Origin of the sequence: Streptococcus pseudopneumoniae (genome assembly GCF_001072925.1) — a bacterium.
Lineage (GTDB): Bacteria > Bacillota > Bacilli > Lactobacillales > Streptococcaceae > Streptococcus > Streptococcus pseudopneumoniae_Q.
In genome coordinates this window covers 64,426-89,267 of record NZ_JVHE01000099.1, presented here as the reverse complement: position 1 = coordinate 89,267, position 24,842 = coordinate 64,426, and the positions used below count along the sequence as shown (strand labels likewise).

At 41.1% G+C, this 24,842-nt stretch carries 22 protein-coding genes and 1 riboswitch; of the genes, 3 read left to right on the top strand and 19 right to left on the bottom strand.

Features of this window, described 5'->3' with window-relative positions; genetic code table 11:
- Nucleotides 1–70: 70 nt before the first annotated feature.
- The 8 genes from ADH81_RS06585 to zapA all read right to left on the bottom strand — a co-directional run bounded on the left by ADH81_RS06585 (nt 71) and on the right by zapA (nt 9,700).
- On the bottom strand, nt 71–967 hold the full coding sequence (locus ADH81_RS06585; RefSeq protein WP_049527439.1) for a TDT family transporter: 897 nt from the start codon (nt 965–967) through the stop codon (nt 71–73).
- A gap of 107 nt (nt 968–1,074) precedes the next feature.
- On the bottom strand, nt 1,075–2,139 hold the full coding sequence (locus ADH81_RS06580; RefSeq protein ID WP_049527436.1) for an acyl-CoA dehydrogenase family protein: 1,065 nt from the start codon (nt 2,137–2,139) through the stop codon (nt 1,075–1,077).
- A gap of 14 nt (nt 2,140–2,153) precedes the next feature.
- The gene (locus ADH81_RS06575; protein ID WP_045763587.1) at nt 2,154–2,702 is read right to left on the bottom strand and encodes a carboxymuconolactone decarboxylase family protein; all 549 of its coding nucleotides are present in this window, start codon (nt 2,700–2,702) and stop codon (nt 2,154–2,156) included.
- A gap of 224 nt (nt 2,703–2,926) precedes the next feature.
- Nucleotides 2,927–4,105 (bottom strand): ryptide export MFS transporter, encoded by a 1,179-nt coding sequence (locus ADH81_RS06570; RefSeq protein WP_049527434.1) that lies wholly within the window; start codon nt 4,103–4,105, stop codon nt 2,927–2,929.
- Between the two features lie 499 nt (nt 4,106–4,604).
- Nucleotides 4,605–5,927 carry an alanine/glycine:cation symporter family protein gene (locus ADH81_RS06565; RefSeq protein ID WP_049527432.1) on the bottom strand — a complete coding sequence of 441 codons (1,323 nt, stop codon included), beginning with the start codon at nt 5,925–5,927 and terminating at the stop codon, nt 4,605–4,607.
- 90 nt (nt 5,928–6,017) lie between these two features.
- Nucleotides 6,018–6,106, bottom strand: a riboswitch (glycine riboswitch).
- A 146-nt stretch (nt 6,107–6,252) separates the two neighbouring features.
- On the bottom strand, nt 6,253–8,589 hold the full coding sequence (locus ADH81_RS06560; protein WP_049527430.1) for an endonuclease MutS2: 2,337 nt from the start codon (nt 8,587–8,589) through the stop codon (nt 6,253–6,255).
- A gap of 263 nt (nt 8,590–8,852) precedes the next feature.
- Nucleotides 8,853–9,401: a CvpA family protein gene (locus ADH81_RS06550; RefSeq protein WP_049527426.1), complete on the bottom strand. Its 549-nt coding sequence runs from the start codon at nt 9,399–9,401 to the stop codon at nt 8,853–8,855.
- Entirely contained in the window at nt 9,398–9,700 is a 303-nt protein-coding gene (zapA, locus tag ADH81_RS06545) for a cell division protein ZapA (protein ID WP_049527425.1), read from the bottom strand. Before zapA ends, ADH81_RS06550 begins: the two co-directional genes overlap by 4 nt.
- An 86-nt stretch (nt 9,701–9,786) precedes the next feature.
- Here zapA and rnhC point away from each other — a divergent pair, with 86 nt between their 5' ends.
- The 3 genes from rnhC (at nt 9,787) to ADH81_RS06530 (ending at nt 13,753) form a co-directional block, all read left to right on the top strand.
- Nucleotides 9,787–10,668: a ribonuclease HIII gene (gene rnhC, locus ADH81_RS06540; protein WP_049527423.1), complete on the top strand. Its 882-nt coding sequence runs from the start codon at nt 9,787–9,789 to the stop codon at nt 10,666–10,668.
- Between the two features lie 3 nt (nt 10,669–10,671).
- Nucleotides 10,672–11,286: a signal peptidase I gene (gene lepB / locus ADH81_RS06535; protein ID WP_049527421.1), complete on the top strand. Its 615-nt coding sequence runs from the start codon at nt 10,672–10,674 to the stop codon at nt 11,284–11,286.
- A 100-nt stretch (nt 11,287–11,386) separates the two neighbouring features.
- Nucleotides 11,387–13,753, top strand: coding sequence for an ATP-dependent RecD-like DNA helicase (locus ADH81_RS06530; protein ID WP_049527419.1), 2,367 nt, complete (start codon nt 11,387–11,389; stop codon nt 13,751–13,753).
- A gap of 46 nt (nt 13,754–13,799) precedes the next feature.
- On the opposite strand, the gene tig is transcribed toward ADH81_RS06530, so the two are convergent.
- The 11 genes from tig to gndA all read right to left on the bottom strand — a co-directional run bounded on the left by tig (nt 13,800) and on the right by gndA (nt 24,823).
- Complete coding sequence (gene tig / locus ADH81_RS06525; RefSeq protein WP_049527416.1) at nt 13,800–15,083, bottom strand: trigger factor; 1,284 nt, start codon at nt 15,081–15,083, stop codon at nt 13,800–13,802.
- 230 nt (nt 15,084–15,313) lie between these two features.
- Entirely contained in the window at nt 15,314–15,946 is a 633-nt protein-coding gene (locus tag ADH81_RS06520; RefSeq protein WP_049527414.1) for a response regulator transcription factor, read from the bottom strand.
- Nucleotides 15,947–15,957: 11 nt separating this feature from the next.
- Nucleotides 15,958–16,956 carry a sensor histidine kinase gene (locus ADH81_RS06515; protein ID WP_049527412.1) on the bottom strand — a complete coding sequence of 333 codons (999 nt, stop codon included), beginning with the start codon at nt 16,954–16,956 and terminating at the stop codon, nt 15,958–15,960.
- Entirely contained in the window at nt 16,953–17,651 is a 699-nt protein-coding gene (liaF, locus tag ADH81_RS06510; protein ID WP_049527411.1) for a cell wall-active antibiotics response protein LiaF, read from the bottom strand. The genes ADH81_RS06515 and liaF overlap by 4 nt, the downstream gene beginning before the upstream one ends.
- A 94-nt stretch (nt 17,652–17,745) precedes the next feature.
- Nucleotides 17,746–18,747 (bottom strand): type 2 isopentenyl-diphosphate Delta-isomerase, encoded by a 1,002-nt coding sequence (gene fni, locus ADH81_RS06505; RefSeq protein WP_049527409.1) that lies wholly within the window; start codon nt 18,745–18,747, stop codon nt 17,746–17,748.
- Nucleotides 18,725–19,738, bottom strand: a complete 1,014-nt coding sequence (locus ADH81_RS06500) for a phosphomevalonate kinase (protein WP_049527407.1) — start codon at nt 19,736–19,738, stop codon at nt 18,725–18,727. Before ADH81_RS06500 ends, fni begins: the two co-directional genes overlap by 23 nt.
- A complete protein-coding gene (mvaD, locus tag ADH81_RS06495; RefSeq protein WP_049527403.1) occupies nt 19,725–20,678 on the bottom strand; it encodes a diphosphomevalonate decarboxylase in 954 nt (317 codons plus the stop codon). Before mvaD ends, ADH81_RS06500 begins: the two co-directional genes overlap by 14 nt.
- Nucleotides 20,660–21,538, bottom strand: a complete 879-nt coding sequence (mvk, locus tag ADH81_RS06490) for a mevalonate kinase (protein ID WP_049527401.1) — start codon at nt 21,536–21,538, stop codon at nt 20,660–20,662. The genes mvaD and mvk overlap by 19 nt, the downstream gene beginning before the upstream one ends.
- A 123-nt stretch (nt 21,539–21,661) precedes the next feature.
- Nucleotides 21,662–22,603, bottom strand: coding sequence for an N-acetylmuramoyl-L-alanine amidase family protein (locus tag ADH81_RS06485; protein ID WP_049527600.1), 942 nt, complete (start codon nt 22,601–22,603; stop codon nt 21,662–21,664).
- A gap of 94 nt (nt 22,604–22,697) precedes the next feature.
- Nucleotides 22,698–23,387: a response regulator transcription factor gene (locus ADH81_RS06480; protein WP_045614362.1), complete on the bottom strand. Its 690-nt coding sequence runs from the start codon at nt 23,385–23,387 to the stop codon at nt 22,698–22,700.
- 11 nt (nt 23,388–23,398) lie between these two features.
- Entirely contained in the window at nt 23,399–24,823 is a 1,425-nt protein-coding gene (gene gndA, locus ADH81_RS06475; protein WP_003017375.1) for an NADP-dependent phosphogluconate dehydrogenase, read from the bottom strand.
- Nucleotides 24,824–24,842: the final 19 nt, after the last annotated feature.

Genomic DNA, 24,842 nt, shown 5'->3' with positions numbered 1-24,842 from the left:
TGTTGGTTATAATAGCTATCAACCTAACAGAAAGAACATCCCCTAACACTTCTCAGTGCTAGGGGCTTTTTTAGTTCCTTAAATACCGTATATATTCTACTAATACATAGACAAGGATTGTTAAACAAATGATCGTTTCGAGCCAAACAAGGAGGTTAAGGACTGGAATCTGCAGAATGCCTTGGGCCATTTTCAATGAAGTTGCTGTGATGATAGTTGGGAAGGTTAGGGCTGAAAAAGCTGGTTGAAATCCCTGTTTTAAAATCCTTGGTAAACGACTGAGGACAAAGAAAAAGAAAGTCTGTGAGGCAAGGATCATGACTAGCAAAATCCAGCCATGAAGAGCTGAACCTCCGATTCGAACGAGTGCTGCCAACAGTAGAGAAAAGGGAGCACAATAAATTCCTTCTTGCCCCAGTAAAGCCCGTGGCAATGGATTACTTTTCAAATCTTGATAAATCAGAGGATAAAGGAAAAGGGTTAAGGTAAAGCCAAAAATCCAAGCGCCATAGGCAATCTCGACTATCCCCACCACTGGGTAGGTCAAGCTTGCTACTGCTATCCCCACATAAAGAACTGTCCAACTTGGCGTTGCGTTCGTTCTTGGTTTAGTCTGCACATAATTTTTAGTAAAGTAGATGATTAAACCTACATCCAGTAGAAAGGCAAACCACCAAAGAGCTTGCGCTATGATACCCATACTCGTGGGCAAGATTCGCAGTAAGTAGGTTGATAAAATCATCCCTGCCATGGGAAAGGTCGCCATTCCCGATAATAGAGGAGCTTTCTTAAGTTCTTGCTGGCTCTCTTGCCAATCACTAAGATGACTGTATAAAAAATAAAACCATAAAATCAAGCCTGACAAACTAAAGACGTGAGATAAAAGTGGAAAAATATCCAGGATGAGATTGCCTGCTCCAGCCAATCCCAATAAGCACCCTGAAAAGGCCAAGGGGAGTTTTTTCATGTGAACCTCCAATAGTCATGTTATTATCAGTATAGCATAAAAGCGCTTAAATGAAGGATAAAAAACGAAGTTTAAAAAGATAAACCTCGTTTTTATTTTCTTTATTTTTAGTTTGTCGCTAGAATATGTCGCAATTGCACTGCACTAGGAGAAACAATTGGCAAAAATGCGCCTTCATTCCAACGACGTATGAAACCGGATGTCGATTTACTAAAATATCCTCTACCGCCACCAGCTTGTAGTTCTAACAAGAGACTTTGAGCAACAACATCAACAATATCAATTCGTAACTGGAATAGCTCACGCGGATTTCTAACGAAATAGGACTCTTCAGATAGTCCTTGATAGAGAGAATGTCGAATATCATCTAACTGTTCGACCTGATGCTGCCATTCTTCCTTCAAGACACCTCGTTTCCCCAATTCTTTTTCGACTTCTGAGAGTGAACGCTCAGCCAAACCAAAGGCTAAACCAAATTGGTAGCCTAAAAAGGCTGGACGATTTTGCGCTAAAAATTGATGAGCATCCTTGGATAGAATCCACTCTTCCTTTAAAGGTACCTTGTTAAAAGTCAGGGCTGCTGTATTACCTCCTTGGAGAGAGACAAATTCCAAATCTTCGGAACGACTAAAGTTTTCTGCGTCCGATGGTACGGCTACTACATAACTTGTACTCGGATCATCTGCAAATCCTGCTACAAAAATAGTGAGGAAGCGATCCTTACGAGCATTGGTTACCCAAGGAAGTCGTCCTTTAAGATAATAATTTCCATTTTCTTCAAGGATTCGAACATTTAGTTCCTCTAAGTCAGATAGATACTTGACCGCATTAGATAAGGCCGTAGCACCTGCATATTCTCCTGATAAGAGTTTTTCCAAGTAAACTTCTTTGAAATAAGCATTGTCAGTATGTAGAATATTGTCTATTAAAGTTCGTTGCCCCCATGAGATAAAGGAGGCTGTTAAGGAATGTTGAGCGAGTTCAGCAAGGATATCGATAACATCTTGATCATTTCCATCTAGCCCTCCAAGAACTTTTGGTACTCCTACACGAAAGGCGCCTTCTGCAGCAATTTTCTCAATCAGCTCTTCTCCAGCTTGACATGATTTTTTGTCAATTTCATCAGCGTGCTGGTCTAACCAGCTTAAAAATTCTTCTGAAAAAAATCCCATACTTTGTCCTCCTCTTATGCATAAGGTTGTAATTCTGGATTAATCGGTGTGTTAGCTAGGTTGTTGGCATAGTTACAAAGACTTGCTAGACTGACACCGAGAACAACATCCAAGGCATTTTCTTGTGTATAGCCTGCTTCAAGAAATTCTCCAAGAGCTTCATCTCCAACGCGCCCTTTGGTATTGATAACTGCCAAGGTAAACTTAGCCAGGGTATCCAGCTTAGGATCGCTTTCGATTGGAGTACGATTGCGAAGGGCTTGAAGTAGGTCATCGTTCATCTGGATTTGCTTGATAGAAAAGGCTGTATGGCCAGCGACGCAGAAGGCACAACCGTTGGTTACAGCTGCAGTGATTTGCACCACTTCTCGTTCTACAGGTGTTAGACTATTGCGACGGTTAATAGCTCCAACAGTGCGATAAGCCTCTAGGGCTGTAGGGGCATTGGCCAAAAGACCGATAAGATTTGGGATATAACCATTGTTGTCCTTTTGTACCGTTTCAAGAACTTCTTTCACTTCTGCTGGTGCTGATTCTACTGTGTGGATAGTAAATGTTGTCATAAGGGGACCTCTTTTCGTTTTGTAATTAAATAGTTTCTGCGAAAATCTTACGAAATCTCATCAGCCTATTGAACAAATCCTTGCCTTGATTGATGAGTCATTAGCTTTTCGTTGACAATAAGTCTAACACAGAATCTATACCTTGCATAATATATATTTTAAATTGCACTTATAAAAAATTTTTATGAAAACAAAAAAATCACACCAGATGTGTGATCATACTGTTAATTTATCTGATGCTTGTTTCTTAAAACTAAGATGGACTCTACTAACAAGCAGAAAATAGCCAAACCAAAACCAGTAAATACTCCAAAATATTCTGTGATAGAACTCATTAGAAAAACAGAGACAGAAAAGGCCAATGTAGAGACAACTTCGATAACGGAGTAAACATTCACAAGTTCCTTCTCATCAACCGATTCCTGTAATAATACACTCTCAGGGACTTCCTTAATTTGAGATAGAAAACCAATTACTAGAGATAGAAATAGAAAAGCAGGTGGATTTGGAAATAACACTATCAACAGAGTTACTAGTGCTGTAGCTAACAAAGAAAAGGTCATAGTTTGATATTTATAGGTAACAACTTTCTCTGCTAAACGGAAGACAATAGCACCTCCCAAGATAATCCCAAAGGAATAGGATGTATTGACGTAGCCCCAATAGCTTTCTGACTGATGTAAAATTTCAGTCACAAACACAAGTAAAACAGAAGATACCCAGATAGCATTGGCTAAAATTTCTAAAAGATTGGCTTTGACAATAAAGCCTAATCTTGATTCTTTAGCCACCAATCGCCAACCTTTTGTTAGAGTCTCAAGACTTGTTTCAGAGGACAACTCTTCTTTTTCGACTAGTGGCAAACCGAACATCAAAATCGTCGAAAGTATAAACAAAACTAATACAATGAGCAGGCTAGGATTCATTCCCAGACTCGCAAATAAGAAACCTCCTAAGCCCCAACCAACTAGTTGTACACTTTCACCACTCATAGAAATAGCTGCGTTCGCTTTAGTTAAATCTCTTGCATATCGTGGAACAATCGCATAGGAAACAGGCGCTGCAAAGCCATCCAAAACGGAGATTAAGGTAACAATAGCATATAAAAGAGGGAGGGAAATAATTTCAGATTGCTTGAGTAGAAAAAACAAAATCGCTAGCAGAGTCGTCTTACCCAATTGAGTCAAGAAAAGAACACGATTTAAAGCGAATCTCTTCGTTACTAATGGAACTAAGAAACTAGCTAAAAAGGAGGATAGACCTATCAGAATTGGCACTAGGGAGGTTGAAATGACCGAACCAGATAAGACAAACACATTTGCAATCACAATGACTCTAAAAAAGACATCTGCTAGATTCGCTATCCCCTGTGAAACCACTAATTTTCGAATATCTTTTGACATAAACACCTCCAGTTTATTTCTCTTTCGCACATAGATGAAACAAGACATATCAGACTAATACTCTTCGAAAATCAAATTCAAACCACGTCAGCTTCGCCTTGCCGTACTCAAGTACAGCCTGCGGCTAGCTTCCTAGTTTGCTCTTTGATTTTCATTGAGTATAAAAACAGATTTATGCTGACTATTATACAATAAATAAAAGTGCAAATAAAGGATATCATTAAAGAGGTACTATTGAATTTCATTCATCTTATGACATAATACTCTTCGAAAATCTCTTCAAACCGCGTCAACGTCGCCTTGCCGTATATTTGTTACTGCCTTCGTCAGTTCTATCCACAACCTCAAAGCAGTGCTTTGAGCAACCTACGGCTAGTTTCCTAGTTTGCTCTTTGATTTTCATTGAGTATAAAATAAAAGACTAGCCCTAGAAGTGAAAAAACTAGCATCTCACAAACAGATGCTAGTCTTATCTATAAATGGTAATATCAATCTTACATTATTTATCAAAATACTTCTTCGTCTCAGCGATAACGACTGGTGATAAGGCTAAGAGTGCAATCAAGTTTGGCAGAGCCATGAGGGCATTAACAATATCCGCAATGACCCAGACCATATCCAGCTCGATAAATCCTCCCAGCAAGACCATGAGTACAAAGACCACACGATAAAGCCAGATAAAGCGAACGCCAAAGAGAAATTCAAAACAACGCTCTCCGTAATAGTTCCATCCCAAAATCGTAGTAAAGGCAAAGAGTACCAAGAAGATTGTTAGAAGAGCAGGTCCAAAGAAAGAGAAGACTGTAGAAAAAGCTGACTGAGTTAGAGCAACACCATCTAAATTACCATTCCAAACCCCAGTCACTAAGATTGTCAAACCAGTCAAGGTACAGATGATCAAGGTATCAATAAAGGTTCCTGTCATGGAAATCAAACCTTGCTCCACCGGTTCATTTGCCTTGGCTGCCGCTGCCGCAATGGGAGCTGAACCCAAGCCAGATTCATTTGAGAAGACACCACGCGCTACACCATTTTGGATAGCCGTTCGAATACTGGCTCCTGCGAACCCTCCGACTGCAGCTATGGGACTAAAAGCTGATGTGAGAACCAGTGAAAGTGTTGCCGGTACTTTATCGATATTAAAGAAAATGACTGTCAAGGTTCCCAAGATGTAGACAATAGCCATAAAGGGAACAACTGTAGTTGACACCTTAGAAATAGACTTAAGTCCACCAAAGACTGCAATCCCTACAAAAATAGATAAAACAAGTGCAGTAATTGTCGGATCAATACTAGCCGTATTTTGAACGGATTCTGTAATAGAATTCACTTGGGTAAAAGTACCGATTCCCAAAAGTGCAACCAATACTCCAGCTATAGCAAAGAAGATTGCAAGAGGGCGCCATTTTTCGCCCATCCCTAGAAGGATATAGTGCATCGGTCCTCCTGCTACCGCACCATGGTCATCCTTGGTCCGGTATTTAATAGCAAGTAGTCCTTCTGCATACTTGGTTGCCATTCCAAAGAAAGCAGCCACCCACATCCAAAAAAGAGCACCTGGTCCACCAACCTTGATAGCCGTTGCAACTCCGATAATATTTCCTGTACCAACAGTTGCTGCTAGGGCAGTACACAAGGCAGCAAAGCTGGAAACATCCCCATGCCCTTTATCCTTGGTAAAAATAAGCTGGAAGGCCTTAGGGAGTCGCAGGATTTGTAAAAGTCCTAAACGAAGAGTCAAGTAAATCCCTGTACCAACCAATAAAATTAAAAGGGGTGGGCCCCATACCAGAGCATCTAGCTCTTTTAGCAAATTTAACATCCTTTTCTCCTATCTATTCAACCCCAAAAGAAAGAGCACATGTTAAAAACATGTACTCTGGAATGCATCGATAAATGCCAAAAAGCGCTCTATCATTGCTCTGTCCTTTTACCTGAGAGTTTGAGCAGTTGCCTGCCTTGCCCCTTCGGTGCCTTTACGGTCTCTCCAGAGTTCCGTCCATTTACAGTCATGAAAAATCAAACGATTTTCCACTTCTATTAAACTTCATTCGGTGTTGTATTTAATTTTTATTTATTTTACAAGAAAATTTAGCTCTTGTCAATTATTTTCAGAAAATTTTATTATAATTTTCATTCGTTTCGCTTTATCCCTTAAAGGTTACAATGGTTGCGCCAGATCCGCCTGCATTTTGTGGTGCATAGCCAAAGCTCTTGACTTGTTTATTTCTTTGTAGGTACTTAGTCACCCCTTCACGGATGACTCCTGTACCGATACCATGGATGATGTCAACTTGGGCCATATTGTTGAGCAGGGCTTGGTCGATAAAGGCATCCAAGGCTTCCATAGCCTCCTCGTAGCGTTTGCCACGAAGGTCTAGTCGAGCTTGTGGACCTTTTCCTGCTGCACGTTTAACGACGTTAACTTGTTTCTTCTTGACTGGCGCTTCTTTCTGGGCTTGAACCAAGTCAAATTCTTTCTCTTCAAGCGTCATCTTAATCAAGCCGACTTGAGCTTCCCAACGGCCATCCTTGAGTTGATTGGTCAAGGTACCACGTTGACCATAGCTTAAAACAATAATATCATCTCCAACTTTTGGAGCTCGTTTCTTCTTAGCTTTTTGGAGAACCTTATTTTTAGAAAGGTCAACTTTTTCAGGAGCTAATTTTTTGAGTTTAGCCTTGGCTTCGATAATCTCATGTGGTTTTAGTTGAGATTTACTGTGAAGATTTTTAAGTATATCATCACTCTCAGCTAGGGCCAAATCAACAATCTCAGCAGCTTGCTCACGCGCCTTATTGAGTTCTGTTTCCTTTTCACGATTGAGCTCGTTATAGAGTTTTTTAAGCGCACGGTTCATCTTGAGGTTTTCTTGCTCGACTTGGCGAATATTCTCAAGACGTTTCCGGCTTTCAAGTGTTTGTTCTTCCAATTGCTCAATGATGCGATTGACATCATTGTCTTGATTAATCTGCTTGCTGGCATCACCTACGATAACATCTGACAAGCCGAGACGTTTGGCAATTTCAAAGGCATTGCTTCGACCTGGAACTCCCTGCATAAAACGATAGGTTGGGCGCAGGCTAGCTGTATCAAACTCCATACTAGCATTTTGAACATAGGCAGTTTCAATACCATAGGCTTTAAGTTCAGGATAGTGAGTGGTTGCCATGGTCTTGACCTGACGCAGGCGTAAGTCTTCTAGGATAGACATGGCAAGGGCTGCACCTTCTTGGGGATCTGTTCCTGCTCCAAGCTCATCAAGTAGCAAGAGCGAGTTTTGGTTGACCTTACCCAGAATATCGACGATATTGGTCATATGACTAGAGAAGGTTGAGAGACTTTGCTCAATGGACTGCTCGTCTCCGATATCTGCGAAAATCTCCTCGAAAATCCCTACACGACTACCCTTATCAGCTAAAATTGGTAGACCAGACTGGGCCATCAACTGGGTCAAACCTAAGGTCTTGAGCATAATGGTCTTACCACCCGTATTAGGACCCGTGATGACGATAGCTGTTAATTCTTTGCCGAAGTGCACATCATTTGCGACTGCATTTTTTACAAGAGGATGACGAACGTGAAGCAGTTGAATCTCCTGTCCCTCAGACACTTGAGGTACCACTGCCTCCGTCTCTTGGATAAAGCGAACCTTAGCACGAATCAGGTCCAAATGTCCAATAATCCAAGCATCATTGGCGATTTCAGCTGCATGAGGTCTTACTCTTTCAGAGAGTTCTTGGAGGATACGCATCATCTCATAGCGTTCGTCTGCACGAAGACTTGCGATTTCTTCACTTAGCTTGACCACTTCACGTGGTTCGATATAAACAGTGTTCCCACTGGCAGAGATATCATGAACCACACCAGCAATCTTATTACGATAGGTATTCTTAACTGGAAGAACTTGGCGACCATTTCTACTTGCGATGATACCTTCTGTCAGCATCTGAGCTTTTTGTTTGAGAAGGTCTTGCAGGACATCACGGACTTGACTTTCACTATCATGGATTTTTCGACGGATTCGTGCCAAATCCTCACTAGCAAAGTTCTCAATAAATCCAGCTTCGTTGATGGCTTGTAGATTTCCCTGTAAATGTGGGAAGTCATGAAGTTTCTCAAACCAACTTGCCAGGTGGTCTAAACGTACATTTTCAAGATTGTCATAAAAATTCTGCAATTCACGACTGGCAAAGATGACACGTTTGAGAAGGAGAAATTCCTCGATATTGAGGTCAGCACCCATCTCCAAACGTTTGGAGGTCGCTGCAATATCTTTTGTTGCAGAAATGCTGAAATGAGGATGCTCGACAAAGAGTTCTTGCATTTCCTTCATCTCTGCAAAAGCTTGCTTAATCTTGTCTCCTTTATCAGTCGGAGCAAGTTCTTTCAACTGCTCTAATCCTTGCTCGGTCAAAAGATGAGGCTCAAATAAAGCCTTGACCTTATTAAATTCTAACGTTTCTAGTATTTTTTTATTCATTTTCTTTTCCTTCGTAATGAGCGAACGAATTTTTCAAATTCTCACTCTTTTCAAAAAGGCTCCTAAACTATTGATACTCAATGAAAATCAGAGAGCAAACTAGGAAGCTAGCCGTAGGTTGCTCAAAGCACTGCTTTGAGGTTGTAGATAAGTCTGACGAAGTCAGTCACATATATAATCCAAGGCGAAGCTGACGTGGTTTGAAGAGATTTCCGAAGAGTATGAAATTGTAAACAAAAGGCTAGGAATAGTTCCCGCCCTTTTTATCCGATTATTTTGGTTACCCAGAGTTGTTTAATCATATGAGTGGTGATTGGAACACTCTGGATAATATGTTTGGCTACAAAACTGTTTTCAAGTGAATTTTGAACAATTTGTAAAGGAACAGTCGCAAGAATAGTCAGTATCATCTGGAGGACAAATAAGGTCACAGCCACTGATAAAACTCCTGCACCTATACGGAAATATTGACCCGCTAGCTTTTTAGTCGGTAGAAGATTAAGAAAGAGACCCAGCAATCGACCGAAGCAGTAAAACACCGTAAAGGCTAAGAGATAACCAATCCCTGCATAAAAGACTTTGTCCAGCTGGAAAAGTTGATTCGACGGGAAAAAGAAGGTTCCCTGTCCTTCCTGTGGACTTGCATATGGGATCAACAAATCAAATTGTTTCCCTAAAGATTGATAAAAATTTCCTGCAAGAAGAGCTGAAATCACAGTTGCTACAAAATAGTAAATCTGTAGAACTAAACCTCTACGATAACCGATATAAAAGCTCCATGCAAGAACCAATAAGAGAAGGACGGAAATCATAGGGAATCCTCAGTCTTGCTCTGTTCTTGTTTTGCTGCTACAACTTGATGACGGAGAGCTTCTAATTCTTGCTCCTTATCATCAAATTCAATCTCACGACTGAGTTGAGTTGACAAGCTATTGACTGCTAATAAAATAGCGATTGTCTCATCATCCGCTCCAGGCATTTGTTCTTTGATTGCTTCATATTTTTCTGTTGCAACCTTAGCAATTTCCTCCATAAAGAGGTTGTCATGCTCAGTTGTTAGAGTCAATGTTTTCTTCCCGAATGTAAACTTGTATCGATTTAAATTTGCCATAAAATTCACCTCACGATATTATACCAAATTTCACTAAGTTTGTCAGTTTTTACCAATTCTACAGCTTTTATGGTACAATAAGAACTATGGCAAGTATTACATTAACCCCGAGTGAAAAGGAAATCCAAGCCTTTGTTCAGCAATATGAACAGGCACTGACTCCTAGTAAAAATCCTTATATTCGCTACTTTTTGAAGCTTCCCCAAGCTAGTGTTTCCATCTACACTTCTGGAAAAGTCTTGCTTCAGGGAGAAATGGCTGAAAACTATGCCAGTTCTTTTGGTTATCAGCTCAGTCAAGGAACTAGCGGACAAAATTTCCCCTTGATTGGAACAGATGAGGTGGGGAATGGTTCCTACTTCGGTGGTCTGGCTGTAGTAGCATCCTTTGTGACGCCTGACCAACATGACTTCCTACGAAAACTAGGTGTAGGGGATTCTAAGACTCTGACAGACCAAAAGATTCGTCAGCTTGCCCCTCTGCTTAAGGAGAGAATCCAGCACCAAGCGCTGCTTCTTTCTCCAAGTAAGTATAATGAAGTCATTGGGGAGCGCTACAATGCCGTTTCCGTAAAGGTAGCTCTGCACAATCAAGCGATTTTTCTCCTCCTCCAAAAGGGAGTCCAGCCAGAAAAGATTGTGATCGATGCTTTTACGAGTGCTCAAAACTATGAGAAGTACTTAAAAAATGAAGCCAATCATTTTTCTAATCCAGTCAGCCTAGAGGAAAAAGCTGAAGGTAAGTACTTGGCTGTCGCAGTAAGTTCTATCATTGCGCGTGATCTCTTTCTAGAAAATCTTGAAAATCTGGGGAGAGAACTTGGTTATCAACTTCCAAGCGGAGCTGGAACAGCTTCTGATAAGATAGCTAGCCAAATCCTTCGTGCTTATGGTATGCAGGGACTCAACTTCTGCGCCAAACTACACTTTAAAAATACTGAAAAAGCAAAAAAAATGCTAGAAAGGTAAATTATGAAATATTTAAAATCATTTTTAAAAGAGTGGGGAGTTATCTTCCTACTTATTACACTAGTAGGTCTTAGCCGTCTCTTTCTCTGGAGGAATGTCAGTGTAGAAGGACATTCCATGGATCCTACCCTGGCAGATGGGGAAGTCCTCTTTGTGGTTAAACATCTCCCAATCAATCGTTTTGATATTGTGGTTGCTCATGAAGACGATGGGAACAAGGATATCGTTAAACGGGTCATTGGTATGCCAGGAGATACTATTCGTTATGACAATGATAAACTCTATATTAACGGTCAAGAAACTGATGAGCCCTATTTAGCAGAATACCTAAAGCGTTTCAAGGAAGATAAACTCCAAAGCACTTATACTGGAACTGGTTGGGATGGTAAAAAGGGAGAATACTTTAGAACTTTAGCTCAAAAGGCTCAGGCCTTTACCCTAGATGTTAATTACAACACTAGCTTTACCTTCACTGTACCAGAGGGTGAATACCTCCTACTGGGTGATGACCGTCTGGTATCTAGCGACAGTCGACATGTTGGTACCTTTAAAGCAAAAGATATCACCGGAGAAGCCAAATTCCGCTTCTGGCCACTCAAGCGTATCGGAACATTTTAAAAACTAAGAAGAGGCCGAGAATTTTCTATCTCAGCCTCTTCTCATTCTATTTTGACTAAATCTGGGATACATTTTCTCAGACACTATTGTAAGGAATTTTATGGAAGTTTATTTTTCAGGCACCATTGAACGCATTATTTTTGAAAATGTCAGCAATTTTTTCCGTATTTTACTCCTAGATATTGAGGATACCAATGCTGAAGACTTTGATGATTATGAAATCATTGTCACAGGTACCATGGCTGATATCATTGAAGGAGAGGAATACACCTTTTGGGGACAAATCGTCCAACACTCCAAATATGGTGAACAACTACAAATGACTCGCTATGAGAGAGCTAAGCCGACTAGTAAGGGCTTGGTAAAGTATTTCTCCAGTAGCCATTTTAAGGGAATTGGACTCAAAACAGCTCAGAAAATTGTGGATATTTACGGAGATAACACTATTGACAAAATCTTAGAAAATCCAGACAAACTCCAGTCTATCTCTGGACTCTCTGCTAAAAACCGTGAAGCCTTCGTCTCAACCCTTCGTCTTAATTACGGAACAGAGATGGTCTTAGCCAAACTGGCTAATTACGGCATTCCAAATAAGCTAGCCTTTCAGATCCAAGACTTTTACAAGGAAGAAACGCTAGATATTGTTGAGAACTATCCCTATCAACTAGTTGAGGATATCAAGGGCTTGGGATTTACCATCGCTGACCAACTGGCCCAAGAATTGGGGATTGAGAGCCAAGCTCCCGAGCGCTTCCGTGCTGGTCTCGTCCATAGTCTCTTTCAAGGTTGCATGGAGACGGGAGATACCTATATGGAAGCTAGAGACTTGTTGGAGCAAACCCTCAACCTTCTGGAATCCTCCCGTCCAGTCGAACTAGATCCGAGTCAAGTTGCCCAAGAACTTGCTTATCTGATTGAAGAAGATAAGGTCCAGCAGATTGACACCAAAATCTTTGATAATAGCCTCTTTTTTGCAGAAGAAGGGATTCGCAGCCATCTCATCAGAATCCTCGAAAAAGGTCAGAGTAAAAAACAGGATCTAGAAACCATCCAAGAGCATATCACAACTGTTGAGGAAGAACTGGGAATTGAGTATGATAGCATTCAAAAACAAGCCATCTGCGATGCTATCCAGAACAAGGTCTTTATCCTGACAGGTGGACCTGGTACAGGTAAGACTACTGTTATCAATGGGATTATCGCTGTCTATGCTCTTTTAGAAGGAGTTGACCTCAAGAAAAAGAGCAATCTGCCCATTCTCCTAGCTGCTCCAACTGGTCGCGCGGCTCGTCGCATGAATGAATTGACAGGATTGCCAAGCGCGACCATACACCGTCATTTAGGAATGACAGGCGACGATGATACCAGTCATCTAGAAGATTATCTGGATGCTGACTTTATCATCGTTGACGAGTTTTCTATGGTAGATACTTGGCTGGCCAATCAACTCTTCTCCAACATCTCTTCTAACAGTAAAATCCTCATCGTGGGCGACAGCGACCAGCTCCCTTCTGTCAGCCCTGGACAGGTTCTAGCGGACCTACTTCATATTCCCTTGATTCCTCAGACTCGCTTGGAAAAAATTTATCGGCAAAGCGAAGAATCAACCATCGTCACGCTTGCTAGTCAGATTCGACAGGGAATCTTGCCAGCTGACTTTACCCAGAAAAAAGCAGACCGCTCCTACTTTGAAATCGCTAGTAACCATATCCCTGCTAGCATTGAGAAAATTTTAGGTGCTGCTCTCAGAAGTGGCATTCCTGCTCGTGACATCCAAGTCCTAGCCCCTATGTACCGTGGAAGTGCAGGTATTGATGCCATTAACCAGCTCATGCAAGACCTCCTCAATCCTCCACAAAAAGACCAGCTTAGCTTTGAAGCTACTCAGTGTCACTATCGAACAGGAGATAAGGTTATCCACCTAGTTAACGATGCAGAAGTCAATGTCTTTAACGGAGACTTAGGCTATATTACAGACTTGATTCCAGGAAAATACACCGAGTCCAAGCAAGATGAAATTGTCATTGATTTTGACGGCAATGAGGTCTCTTATCCTCGAAATGAATGGTATAAGATTCGCTTAGCCTATGCCATGAGTATCCACAAGTCTCAGGGTAGCGAGTTTCCTGTCGTTATTCTGCCTATTACCAGTGCAAGCAAGCGAATGTTAGAGCGTAATCTCATCTACACTGCTATCACTCGGGCCAAAAGCAAACTGATCCTACTAGGTGAATTACAAGCCTTTGACTATGCTACCCAACACATCGGAACAGCTCGTAAGACCTATCTGATTGAACGTTTCGCTGACTTGATGGAAAACGCTGAGCAAACAAACCAACTTGCAACCGATACTACCACCTCAACAGACACTGAAAAATCCTACATCCTAACAGAAGACAACTGGTCTAATATTCCAGCCATGATTGGGATTAGTCAAGAAGACCTACAGGAGTTTTTCGGAAAATAGAGCACAAGAAAACCCACCTTTCAGGTGGGCTTTTATCTTGTAAAGATTATTTCACTGTTGCAGTGCTTGTGATCAATTCAACAGCTTTTTTCACTGCGATATCGTGTTTCAACATTTCAGCTGAAAGCAAGCTTTGTACTTGTGCAACTTCCATGTTGTAATCTGCAGCCAATTGCTCGATTTCTTTTTGGATTTCTTCTTCAGTAGCGTCAAATCCTTCAGCTTTCGCAACTGCTTCGATAACAAGGTTAGTCTTAGTGCGTGACTCAGCTTCTGCTTCGTATTGTTTGTGAAGGTCTTCTTGAGTAGTTCCAGTGATTTGGAAGTACATGTCAGGGTTGATACCTTGACGTTGCAAGTTTCCAAGGAACTCATTTACTGAGCGGTGAACTTCTTCGTGGATCATTTCTTCTGGAAGTTCTACGATTTCAGCATTTTCAACTGCTTTATCGATTGCTGCACCTTCTACTGCATCCTTGTATGCTTCTTCTTTAGCAGCAGCCAATTCATTGCGGTATTTTTCTTTCAATTCAGCAAGTGTTTCAACTTCTTCGTCGATGTCTTTTGCAAGTTCATCGTCAAGAGCTGGAACTTCTTTAGCTTTTACTTCGTGGATAGTTGTTACGAATTTAGCTTCTTTACCTGCAAGGTCTTCTGCTTGGTAGTCTTCTGGGAATGTTACGATAACGTCTACAGTTTCGCCAGCTGAGTGACCTACCAATTGGTCTTCGAAACCAGGGATGAATTGACCTGAACCAAGTCCAAGTGAGAAGTTTTCACCTTTTCCGCCATCGAATTCAACACTGTCAATAGAACCAACAAAGTCGATAACAACAGTGTCGCCGTTTTCAGCAGCACCATCTTTAATCACCAATTCAGCCAAGTTGTTGCGTTCGCGTTCGATACGCTCTTCAACGTCAGCGTCAGTTACTTCTTTTTCTACATCTACTGATACTTCAAGGTTTTTGTAGTCACCCAATTTTACTTCAGGTTTTGTAACAACTTCAGCAGTGATAACCCAGTCTTGACCTTTTTCCATTGAAGTTACGTCAATTTTTGGTTGTGCAACGACTTCAAGACCAGCTTCTTTTACAGCTGCTTCATAAGCGTTTGGCAAAAGAGTGTTCATAACGTCTTGGTAAAGTGACTCCTCACCAAATTTTTGGTCGAAGATAGGACGTGGAAGATGACCCTTACGGAAACCAGGAACGTTAAGAGATTTCTTTACTGAGTTAAATACACGGTCCAATTCTGGTTTGATTTGGTCTTGAGAGATAGTGAAAGTCAAGACACCACGGTTTGTTTCTTTGTTTTCAAATGATACAGACATTCTGTCATTTCTCCTTAAAATTTTTTTAAATACAGTCTATTATATCATATACTAGTAACTTTTTTCAAGTCAGAACCGAGTTTTCAGAACTGCTTGAGATACTTGTTAATCCTAGATTACTGTTTTTTGCTTAACGTATCCAATTTATCAAGAAAAAACATTAAAAACTTATTTCAAAGAAAAAATTACCTCTGAAACAGAGAGTTTTGATTTCACTCCAAAAAACTCATCTAAAAATCCTCATGGCCTACCAAGTGATGCTGAAAGGCATAGACTGCTGCCTGGGTGCGGTCGCTAACCTGAAGCTTAGCAAGGATGTTTGAAACATGAGTTTTTACAGTTTTGAGGGAGATAAACAATTCATCTGCGATCCGCTGATTTTCATAACCCTTAGCAATTAGTTGAAGGACATCCCGTTCACGCGCAGTCAAGTCCTCATGAAGTTCAATATGATTACGATTGTATTCTACCTTCTTACTGACCTCTTGTTCAATAGCCAACTCTCCAGCCGCCACCTTACGAACAGCGTGCAGCAATTCGTCCGCGCTAGAAGTTTTGAGCATATATCCCCTAGCTCCAGCATTCAAAACCGGCATGATTTTTTCATTATCTATGTAAGATGTCACAATCAAGATTTTAGCCTCTGGCCATTCTTTGAGAATAGCTAGTGTCGCGTCAATCCCATTGACTTCAGGCATGACAATATCCATGACAATCACATCTGGACGAAGCTCCAAGGCCATGGAAATTCCTTCCGCACCATTGGTTGCTTCTCCTACAACCTCTACATCATTTTGTAATTCAAAATAACTTTTTAAACCCAGACGCACCATTTGGTGGTCATCTACCAATAATAGTTTCATCTTACTTCCTCTTATCTATCCAAATCAAGCAAGGGAATGCGGATATCCACTGCCAAACCTTGCTTGGGAGCTGTTAATAATTGTATAGTCCCAGCCATATCTTCCACTCGTTCTTTGATATTGCGTAAACCATAGCTTAATTCATCAACATCATCTAGCTGAAAACCACGCCCATTGTCTGCGACCTTCAACTGTAATTCCGTTTCCGTTTGATAAAGGTAAACATCTAGACATGAAGCCTGGGCATGACGAAGTGTATTACTAATCAATTCTTGTACAATCCGGAAAATATGTTCTTCAATCTTTTTAGGCAATTCATCTACCTGATATTTAAAGCTGACTTTGAGTTCACTTTTTTCTTCCAATTCTTTCAGAAGCATCTGAATCCCCTCGACCAGACTTTTCTGTTCCAGTTCAATTGGTCGTAGATGCAAAAGAAGAATGCGCAAGTCTCTTTGAGCTGTCTCTAAAATGGCAGTCACACTTTGGAGTTGTGTTTGCATCTTCTCTCTGTCTAATTTGGAAGCTTGTTGACTGAGTCCCGATAAAATCATATGGGCAGCAAAAATTTCTTGGCTGACCGTATCATGCAAGTCACGTGCGATTCGCTTGCGCTCCTTTTCAATAATCACTTCTTCTTTGACCAAGGCTTGATTGTCTGCTTTTTGAATAGCTTCTGTCAACAAACCAAGCTTTCCTGACAAGTTTCTAAAACTTGCGTCTAAGTCAGCATCTCCCAGACTTTCAATCTCTTTGCCAGCTAGCAGACGTTTAAGATTTGCTTGGATTCTTCTTCTTGAAATTTCGTCAACAATTGTCCAGAATAGGACTAATAAAAATGTCAGGGCAAGAGTAAACATCAGGGCTAGAAAAAGGACTTTTTCTGTCTTTTCTAGATCCTGAAAAAGAGAAGTCCACTCTAAATCCAGAACCTTAAAAATGCTTCGAAAGAGAAAGACAACAAAGAGAAACGAGGTGAGACCTATTAAAATATAAGGTTGTTTTTTCATCCGCGCACCACCTCAACATCTCCAACCATGGTTGTCAAAAGAATCTTAACACTCTTTGGACTTTTGAGATAATCCCTGGTTTCTTGATGGAATTGTTCATTGCGCAAAGCTCGCTTAGGCTGGTCAAAGAAGGTTAAATCTCCGTACAGAGAATTAACACTAAGACTGACTTCTACATCCACTGGTACAATAATTCTAGTAGTGCCGACTAGCTTTCTCAAGATGATGACATTATCATGATTGCTCAAAATCACGTGCTCTAGATGAATGGTATCCTTCCCCATGAGACGAAAAAGGTTGATATCATCAAAGCGGCAAGTCTGGTAGCTTGAAAAATGGTGGAGATTTCCAAACCAGCGATTTTTCTCTCTCTTTACCGTCACTACTTCTTCAAAAATCAGATTGGTATCTTCTTTTTCTTGGTTCATCATAGGATAAAGCAAGAACAGGCTGTATATCAAGGCCACAAAGATAGCCATAATGACAAAGGGATTGAGCATGATGATAAAGAAAAATAGGATGCTAACCGCCACTAAAATGAAGTTATTCCCCTGTCTTCCAGTGTAGTATCGAATCAGCAGTAAAAACAAGAGCAATATCAGCAGAAAACGGGAAAAATGCTCTGATACCATCATAATCAGAGCCCCTGTTAATAAACAAGCTTCAATAAATAGAAAAATTTGAAATTTTCGCATGTATCCGTCCTCTCTATTTTATTGTATCACAAAACCAAAAAGTCACATCAGTCTGAGGAATGATAAAGAGACCGGGACCAAAATCCCGACCTCCTTATAGTTGATCTTTTGCTTCTTTTAATTTTCCGTAAAGGAGATAGTCGACCTCTTGCAAATCCTTAATTTTTGCACAATTAAGGGCACACATAATCAAACGTAGGTCTTCCTTCCAGCTTTCAACAATAGCGATAACGACATCCACTGGGTAGTTTTCAACCAACTCTAACACGGTTCGTGATAGCCCAACTGCTTTTGCTCCAAAGACCAGGCATTTGATAATGTCTAGTGGATTGCGAACACCTCCGCTTACCAGAAGCTCCATCTTATCTTTCCAGTCTTGGGCATTTAGAAGGGTTTGCATGGTCGATTGCCCCCAATCATTGAGGTAGTCCCGTTGACCGCTACGACGATTTTCGATATAGGCAAAACTAGTCCCCCCACGGCCAGACAAATCAACCGTACGTATCCCCATTTCGTACGCCTTAGCAATAGTCTTCACATCCATGCCAAAGCCGACTTCTTTTAAAACAAGGGGAACTGAGATTTGCTCAGCATAATCTTTCAAATTGCTTTGCCACAATCTAAATTGACGCTCACCTTCTGGCATAAGTAATTCCTGCATGACATTGACATGAACTTGCAAGAGAAGAGGATTCATTTCTTTCACTGTTTGTAATCCTAGTTCTACAGGTTTATCCAAGCCAATATTTGTTCCAAGAAGGAGGTCAGGATGATTTGACTTCACGGAAAAAGAATCATCTGATGGATCCTTAAGTGCAGCACTGTAAGAACCTGTCACAAATAAAATCCCACAAGCATCTGCCACCTGGGCCAATTTTTGATTAATTTCTCTGCCCTTGTCACTCCCACCTGTCATGGCGTTAATATAAAAAGGAAAATCCCATTTGCGCCCTGCAAATTCTGTCGAAAGATCAATCTCATCTAAGTCATATAAGGGTAGCGAAGAATGAATCAATTCAACTTCATCAAAACTATTATAAGAACTTTTTTGTTCAAGGGCATAGCGGATGTGTTCATCCTTCCGATTTGTCGTCATGTCCTATCCTTTCTTGATACAAGAGCTCAATTCCTAGATCAGCCCAGCGTTTTTTCAGTAATGTGGTCGAATCTTGGTCAAAACTGAGAGCTATCCCACAGTCTCCACCACCAGCACCACTACTTTTTGCGACAGCTATTAAGTCTCTGCTTGCATCTTTTAATTGTCTGAGAGAAGGGGTGTAAATATCTGAACTCAAACCTTCTAAAAGTTGGCTGGCTTGTTCTAACAAGGCAATAATGGTTTCTTCTTGACCTGTCTGCAAAGCCTTTACCAAGTTAGCTACTGTTTCTTTTGAAGCCTGCAAGAAGCTAGCGTTCATATTATTCTTGATTTGCTTGACCATATGACTAGACACAGCTACTTCCTTGGTCCAACCCACCAGAAAATCAAATTTCAAGGCAGGTTCAACACTAGAAATAGAAAAGCCCCAATCACGATTTAATACATCTTGCAAATCTTCCTTTTCTAGCCATTGTGTCACTTTCTCACGATCAAATGACTGATAGAGGACTAAATCTTCTGAAACGATACAGGCAATATCCCCCATGGAACCATTGTCTCCACGTTTGAGAAGGACTGCACTCGCCAGTTTAAACAAAAGGTCTCTATCGGCTGGTCTTTCATAAAAAGCAAGCATAGCCCTGATAACCAAGACAACAACACTACCACTAGAACCCAGACCAAACTTCTTGCCCTCACGCTCCATTTTCCCGCGAATGTCTAGGGAGAAAGGCTGTAGTTCAACTCCTTGGGCAGTCAGGTATTCCTCCACCAAGGCAACTGTTTCTTGAATCAAGGCATAGGAAGAATCCGGTCGCATGTCCACACCATAGGTAAACATATCTGAGTATAGTCGATAAGTATCAGATGCTGTAATCTTAGCCGTCATATAGATGGGTATAGCCTTTATCAGCGCCAACTGTCCTGGTTCTAAAATGGCATACTCCCCAGCCCAATAGAGCTTCCCACAAGTTTTAACAATCGTCATCTTGGCTCAAATCCTTTGTTTTTGAAACGATTAAGCGATAGCGTTGACCTAAAAGTTTTGATAGATGTTCCAAGTCTTTTTCTAAACAAAGAACTTTTACATTAGGCCCCGCATCCATGGTGAAGTAACAAGATTCTCCTTGTTCTCTAAGCTGACGAACGAAATCCATAGCCTCATAACTCGCATCTGTCAGATAAGAGAAGGATGGATTGGCAGTTTTTGTCGTAGCATGCATTGCGAGAGCGTTCTTTTCTGTTAATACTCCAACTTTCTCAAAGTCATTTTCCTTGAGGTAGACCAGCATATCCTTGTAGTCTTGTTCAGACTGACGAATCCAGTCCTCAAATGTTGTCGAAGTTTCCACACAGAGTTTCATACCATCCCGACTAGAGATTGGTTTTTTCTGGTCTTCTAAAACCAACATAATCATAGCTAGTTTCAAGTCAGTCTCGACTGGATAAATCTCTCCACTATCCTTGTCCCAAGCTGCTAAGGGGCCATAAAAACTACGAGATGAAGAACCCGATGCAAATTTAGCTTCCAAGGCCAACTCTTTACGATCTAATCCTAATTGGAAATAGGCGTTGCAGGCTTTGACCAGGGCAGATAAGCCACTGGAACTTGAAGAAAGACCTGCCGCTGTTGGCATATTGTTCTGGGTGTCAATACGAACAAAACCTGCTCCTTCGGGACGGTAGCGATCAATGATTTTACTCATTTTGACATGCTCAGCTTCGTTTTGCAACTGACCATTGATGTAGAAAGCATCCGAGCTTGCATCTGCTGGCAAAGGAGAAAGTGTTGTCTCCGTATACATATTTTCTAACGTTAGAGAGATACTGCTAGTCGCAGGAACCATCTCTTTTTCTGCTTTCTTACCCCAATATTTGATAATGGCAATATTGGCATAGGAACGTACTGTTACAGGCTTTCGATCCATGTCTGAACAGCTCCTTTCTCTTCTAATCTTTCTGCGAGTTCTTGTGCTTGACTGACATTAGCAGCCAAGGCAATGATACAGCCACCTAGACCACCACCACTCATCTTGGCACCTAGAGCACCATGTTCAAGGGCAGTTTCAACCAAGGCATCTGCCTCAGGGCTACTAACTCCGATTTCTTTTAGATTTCCATGAGCTTTGGTTAGAATTTCTCCCAGCTTCACGGCATCTTTTGTTTTTATCGCTTCTTCTGCTTCTTGGGTCAACTCTCCTAGCGCATGCAAGAAAGGCAGAGCTTCCTTGCCCTTGCTCTCTACAACTTGGATGGCTTCACGAGTGTGCCCATAGACTCCTGTATCTGCAATGACCAGATAAGATGATAAATCCATGGTTAATTCTTCAAAACCAACATTCTTGATAAAGCGGATAGGTTGGTCACTAAGACAGGTCTTGGCATCTAAACCACTAGGATTCATATGGGCAATCATTTCAGCTCGATTGACCAAAATTTCTAACACATCATGTGGAAGTTCTGCTTGGTAATAATCAAATACTGCACGAATGGCCGCAATACTAATGGCTGCTGAAGAACCCATCCCTCGCTTTTCCGGAATAGCCGAGTCAATTTGACAACGAATGCAAGCATCCTGGATATTTAAATACTCGAGAGAAGCATAAACTGCCATGGACAAGGTATCCTCTTCAAAAAGACGCCATGGTGTCGCTGCTGGAACCACCCGACAAGTCACCTCTACCTCTAAAAGAGGTAAAGAGATGGCTGGGTAGCCATAAACCACTGCATGCTCTCCTATTAAAATAATTTTACTATGTGCCTGACCGACACCAACTTCTTTTGTCATTTAATCCTACTAACAGACGAAAATCGTCTTTTTCTAGATAAAATTTTAGAACTTTATTCCTTTCTATTTTATTATATTTTCACAAAAAAAGCGATTGTTTCCTTTCACAATCGCTTGTTTTCATTATTGTACCCACTCACCATTATAGTTGACCTGGTAGCCACCTACTGTGGTATTTACAGCTAAAGCACCTGAACTATAGGCATAGTACCATTTACCATTAACTTGGAACCAACCGGTTACCATAGCTCCTGTTGAACGGAGGTAATACCAAGTATTATCGACATAAATCCAGCCAGTTTTCATATCACCATTTTGAGCATCTAAATAATACCAAGTTGAACCATCTAGATACCAGCCTGTTGCCATAGCACCTGTTGAACGGAGATAATACCACTTGTTACCAAGATACTGCCACCCAGTTTGCATAATGCCAGTTGTTGGATCTAAATAGTACCAAGTGGAATCATCGTTTATCCAGCCACGTGCGAGCTCCCCAACAGTCAATCTGTTGATGCGAGAATCAAAGCCACCATCCTTCTGTAAATAATACCAGTGCCCCTCATCATGAACCCAACCGGTTTTTAAGGTGTGATAACTTCTTTGGTCTTTAAAATAGTAGACTCGTTTCTCAGTAGAGCTATCATATTGTTCACCATGGTGTTTGTTGGTATTTGTAGCAGTTTTTGCTTCTAAAACTTGCTTACCAACAAATTCTTGTAGTACGCCATCTTGGTTAAAGTAATACCATTGTGGCATTGGCATATACTCTAATCTTAAACCATTGGGGTAAGGACCAATTGTACTACCTTTAGATGGAAACGGGATATATTGCCAGCCGACAACCATCTCTCCTGATACATGATCAAAATAATAGTACTTCCCATCAATCACTCTCCAGGCCTTTTCTTTGATATCACCCTTCTTGTAGTAGGTTCTACCATTTTCTTGGACAAATTGCCAGCCTTCAGAATCCGAATCATCCGCAAATACTGTACTTGTTGCTAACAGACTTAAGAAAAAGACTGCTAGTCCAACTTGCATCATTTTTTTCAAAAATTTCATTCTTGTTTCCTCCAAAATGATTGTAGCAAAAATCAAATCATATGTCAACATTTCAACGACTCAAAAAAGCAGTTACAAAACTGCAACTGCTTTTCTATTCTTGCATGGTATAACCAACACCACGCACGGTTTTAATGTAGCTCTTTTGACCTTTCACGTCAAGTTTACTACGTAGATAACGGATATAAACATCCACGATATTGGTTTCGGTCGCACTTTCATACTTCCAAACACTTTCCAGCAATTGTTCACGAGTCAAAACCTTCTTACTTCCCATAAGGGTAGCTAAGAGATCATATTCACGACGAGTCAGGGCAATCATTTCCTCACCACGATAGACGGTATGATGTTCTACGTCCATACGCAGATTGCGATAGGATGTTGGAACCTTCATCTGACTACAGTGTTGGTCGATAAAGTCCCGACCTCGGAAAATTGCTGCAATACGAGCCACTAGATCATCAATAATGACTGGCTTGTAGATATATGAAACAGCAAAACGTTGGATTGTTTCAACTTGGTCTTGCAATTCTTCTCGATGGTCCAAGACCATGATAACCGAAGCTGGCTTGGTCCGACTCAACTTATCTGCAAAATCCTGGGCTGTCATATCCCCTAGATGAGCATTCAGTAAAATCAAGTCATAGTCTGTCTGAAGAGCCATGGAGAGGGCTTTTTGACCCTCTTCTACCTGATCAACTCGGTATTGCTCTTTTTGGAGTTCCAGACTTAAAAAATGAGCTAGATTTCTTTCTTTCTCAAGTAATAAAATCCGTTTCCCCATGGCTGACCTACTTATTTTTCGTCATACCAAGAGTAGTGGAATGTTCCTTCTTTGTCTTTACGTTGGTATGTGTGGGCACCAAAGTAATCACGTTGTGCTTGGATCAAGTTCGCTGGAAGATCAGCTGAACGGTAGCTATCGAAGTATGTAATTGCCGCTGAGAAGGTTGGTACTGGTACACCTGCTTGAACAGCAAGAGCTACAATGTCACGAACAGATTGTTGGTACTTAGCTGTTACATCCAAGAAGTACTCATCCAAGAGAAGGTTTGCAAGATCTGCATCACGGTTGTAAGCATCTGTGATCTTTTGCAAGAAACGAGAACGGATGATACATCCATCGCGCCAGATAGATGCGATGTCCGCAAATGGCAAGTTCCAGTTGTTTTCTTTAGAAGCTACACGTAATTGCGCAAAACCTTGTGCGTAAGAGATGATTTTTGAGAAGTAAAGGGCTTGACGGATTTTTTCAATCAACTCAGCCTTGTCTCCTTCAAATTTGAAAGCAGCTGGTTTTGGAAGCACCTTGCTAGCGTGTACACGTTCTTCTTTATAAGTAGAAATGTAACGTGCAAATACTGACTCAGTGATGAGTGACAATGGCACACCAAGATCAAGAGCTGATTGGCTAGTCCATTTACCAGTTCCTTTGTTTCCTGCAGCATCCAAGATATAGTCTACGATTGGTCCATCTTGACCTTCATCATCTTTACGTCCAAGGATATCAGCTGTGATTTCAATCAAGTAGCTGTCCAATTCACCCTTGTTCCACTCAGTAAAGATTTCAGCCATGTCTTCTGCAGAGAGGCCAAGCAAGTGTTGCATAAGATCATAGCTTTCTGCGATCAATTGCATATCACCGTACTCGATGCCATTGTGGACCATTTTTACATAGTGACCAGCTCCATCAGGACCGATGTAAGTTACACATGGTTTTCCATCTTCTGGTGCTTTAGCAGAGATTTCTTCAAGAACATCTGCTACCAAGTCATAAGCTTCTTTTTGTCCCCCAGGCATGATAGAAGGACCTTCAAGGGCACCTTTTTCACCACCAGAAACACCTGTACCGATAAAGTTGATACCTGAGTTAGCCAACTCTTCATTACGACGAATAGTATCTTTATAGAAAGTGTTTCCTCCGTCGATCAAGATATCACCTTTATCCAAGTGTGGAAGAAGGGCTTGAATGGTCGCATCTGTACCAGGTCCTGCTTGTACCATAAGCATGATACGACGTGGTTTTTCAATTGAGTTTACGAAGCTTTCGATATCATAGCTTGGCACGAAGTTTTTATCAGGGTGGCAAGCAATCACATCTTCAGTTTTTTCTTTACTACGGTTATAAATAGCAACTGTATAACCACGAGATTCAATATTAAGGGCAAGGTTACGACCCATTACGGCCATACCAACAACACCAAAGTTAGCTTTTGTCATGTGACACTCCTCTTGTTTA

Coding starts and splice junctions, on each gene's coding strand:
- ADH81_RS06585 (WP_049527439.1), bottom strand. CDS start 967: ATGAAAAAACTCCCCTTGGCCTTTTCAGGGTGCTTATTGGGATTGGCT.
- ADH81_RS06580 (WP_049527436.1), bottom strand. CDS start 2,139: ATGGGATTTTTTTCAGAAGAATTTTTAAGCTGGTTAGACCAGCACGCT.
- ADH81_RS06575 (WP_045763587.1), bottom strand. CDS start 2,702: ATGACAACATTTACTATCCACACAGTAGAATCAGCACCAGCAGAAGTG.
- ADH81_RS06570 (WP_049527434.1), bottom strand. CDS start 4,105: ATGTCAAAAGATATTCGAAAATTAGTGGTTTCACAGGGGATAGCGAAT.
- ADH81_RS06565 (WP_049527432.1), bottom strand. CDS start 5,927: ATGTTAAATTTGCTAAAAGAGCTAGATGCTCTGGTATGGGGCCCACCC.
- ADH81_RS06560 (WP_049527430.1), bottom strand. CDS start 8,589: ATGAATAAAAAAATACTAGAAACGTTAGAATTTAATAAGGTCAAGGCT.
- ADH81_RS06550 (WP_049527426.1), bottom strand. CDS start 9,401: ATGATTTCCGTCCTTCTCTTATTGGTTCTTGCATGGAGCTTTTATATC.
- zapA (WP_049527425.1), bottom strand. CDS start 9,700: ATGGCAAATTTAAATCGATACAAGTTTACATTCGGGAAGAAAACATTG.
- rnhC (WP_049527423.1), top strand. CDS start 9,787: ATGGCAAGTATTACATTAACCCCGAGTGAAAAGGAAATCCAAGCCTTT.
- lepB (WP_049527421.1), top strand. CDS start 10,672: ATGAAATATTTAAAATCATTTTTAAAAGAGTGGGGAGTTATCTTCCTA.
- ADH81_RS06530 (WP_049527419.1), top strand. CDS start 11,387: ATGGAAGTTTATTTTTCAGGCACCATTGAACGCATTATTTTTGAAAAT.
- tig (WP_049527416.1), bottom strand. CDS start 15,083: ATGTCTGTATCATTTGAAAACAAAGAAACAAACCGTGGTGTCTTGACT.
- ADH81_RS06520 (WP_049527414.1), bottom strand. CDS start 15,946: ATGAAACTATTATTGGTAGATGACCACCAAATGGTGCGTCTGGGTTTA.
- ADH81_RS06515 (WP_049527412.1), bottom strand. CDS start 16,956: ATGAAAAAACAACCTTATATTTTAATAGGTCTCACCTCGTTTCTCTTT.
- liaF (WP_049527411.1), bottom strand. CDS start 17,651: ATGCGAAAATTTCAAATTTTTCTATTTATTGAAGCTTGTTTATTAACA.
- fni (WP_049527409.1), bottom strand. CDS start 18,747: ATGACGACAAATCGGAAGGATGAACACATCCGCTATGCCCTTGAACAA.
- ADH81_RS06500 (WP_049527407.1), bottom strand. CDS start 19,738: ATGACGATTGTTAAAACTTGTGGGAAGCTCTATTGGGCTGGGGAGTAT.
- mvaD (WP_049527403.1), bottom strand. CDS start 20,678: ATGGATCGAAAGCCTGTAACAGTACGTTCCTATGCCAATATTGCCATT.
- mvk (WP_049527401.1), bottom strand. CDS start 21,538: ATGACAAAAGAAGTTGGTGTCGGTCAGGCACATAGTAAAATTATTTTA.
- ADH81_RS06485 (WP_049527600.1), bottom strand. CDS start 22,603: ATGAAATTTTTGAAAAAAATGATGCAAGTTGGACTAGCAGTCTTTTTC.
- ADH81_RS06480 (WP_045614362.1), bottom strand. CDS start 23,387: ATGGGGAAACGGATTTTATTACTTGAGAAAGAAAGAAATCTAGCTCAT.
- gndA (WP_003017375.1), bottom strand. CDS start 24,823: ATGACAAAAGCTAACTTTGGTGTTGTTGGTATGGCCGTAATGGGTCGT.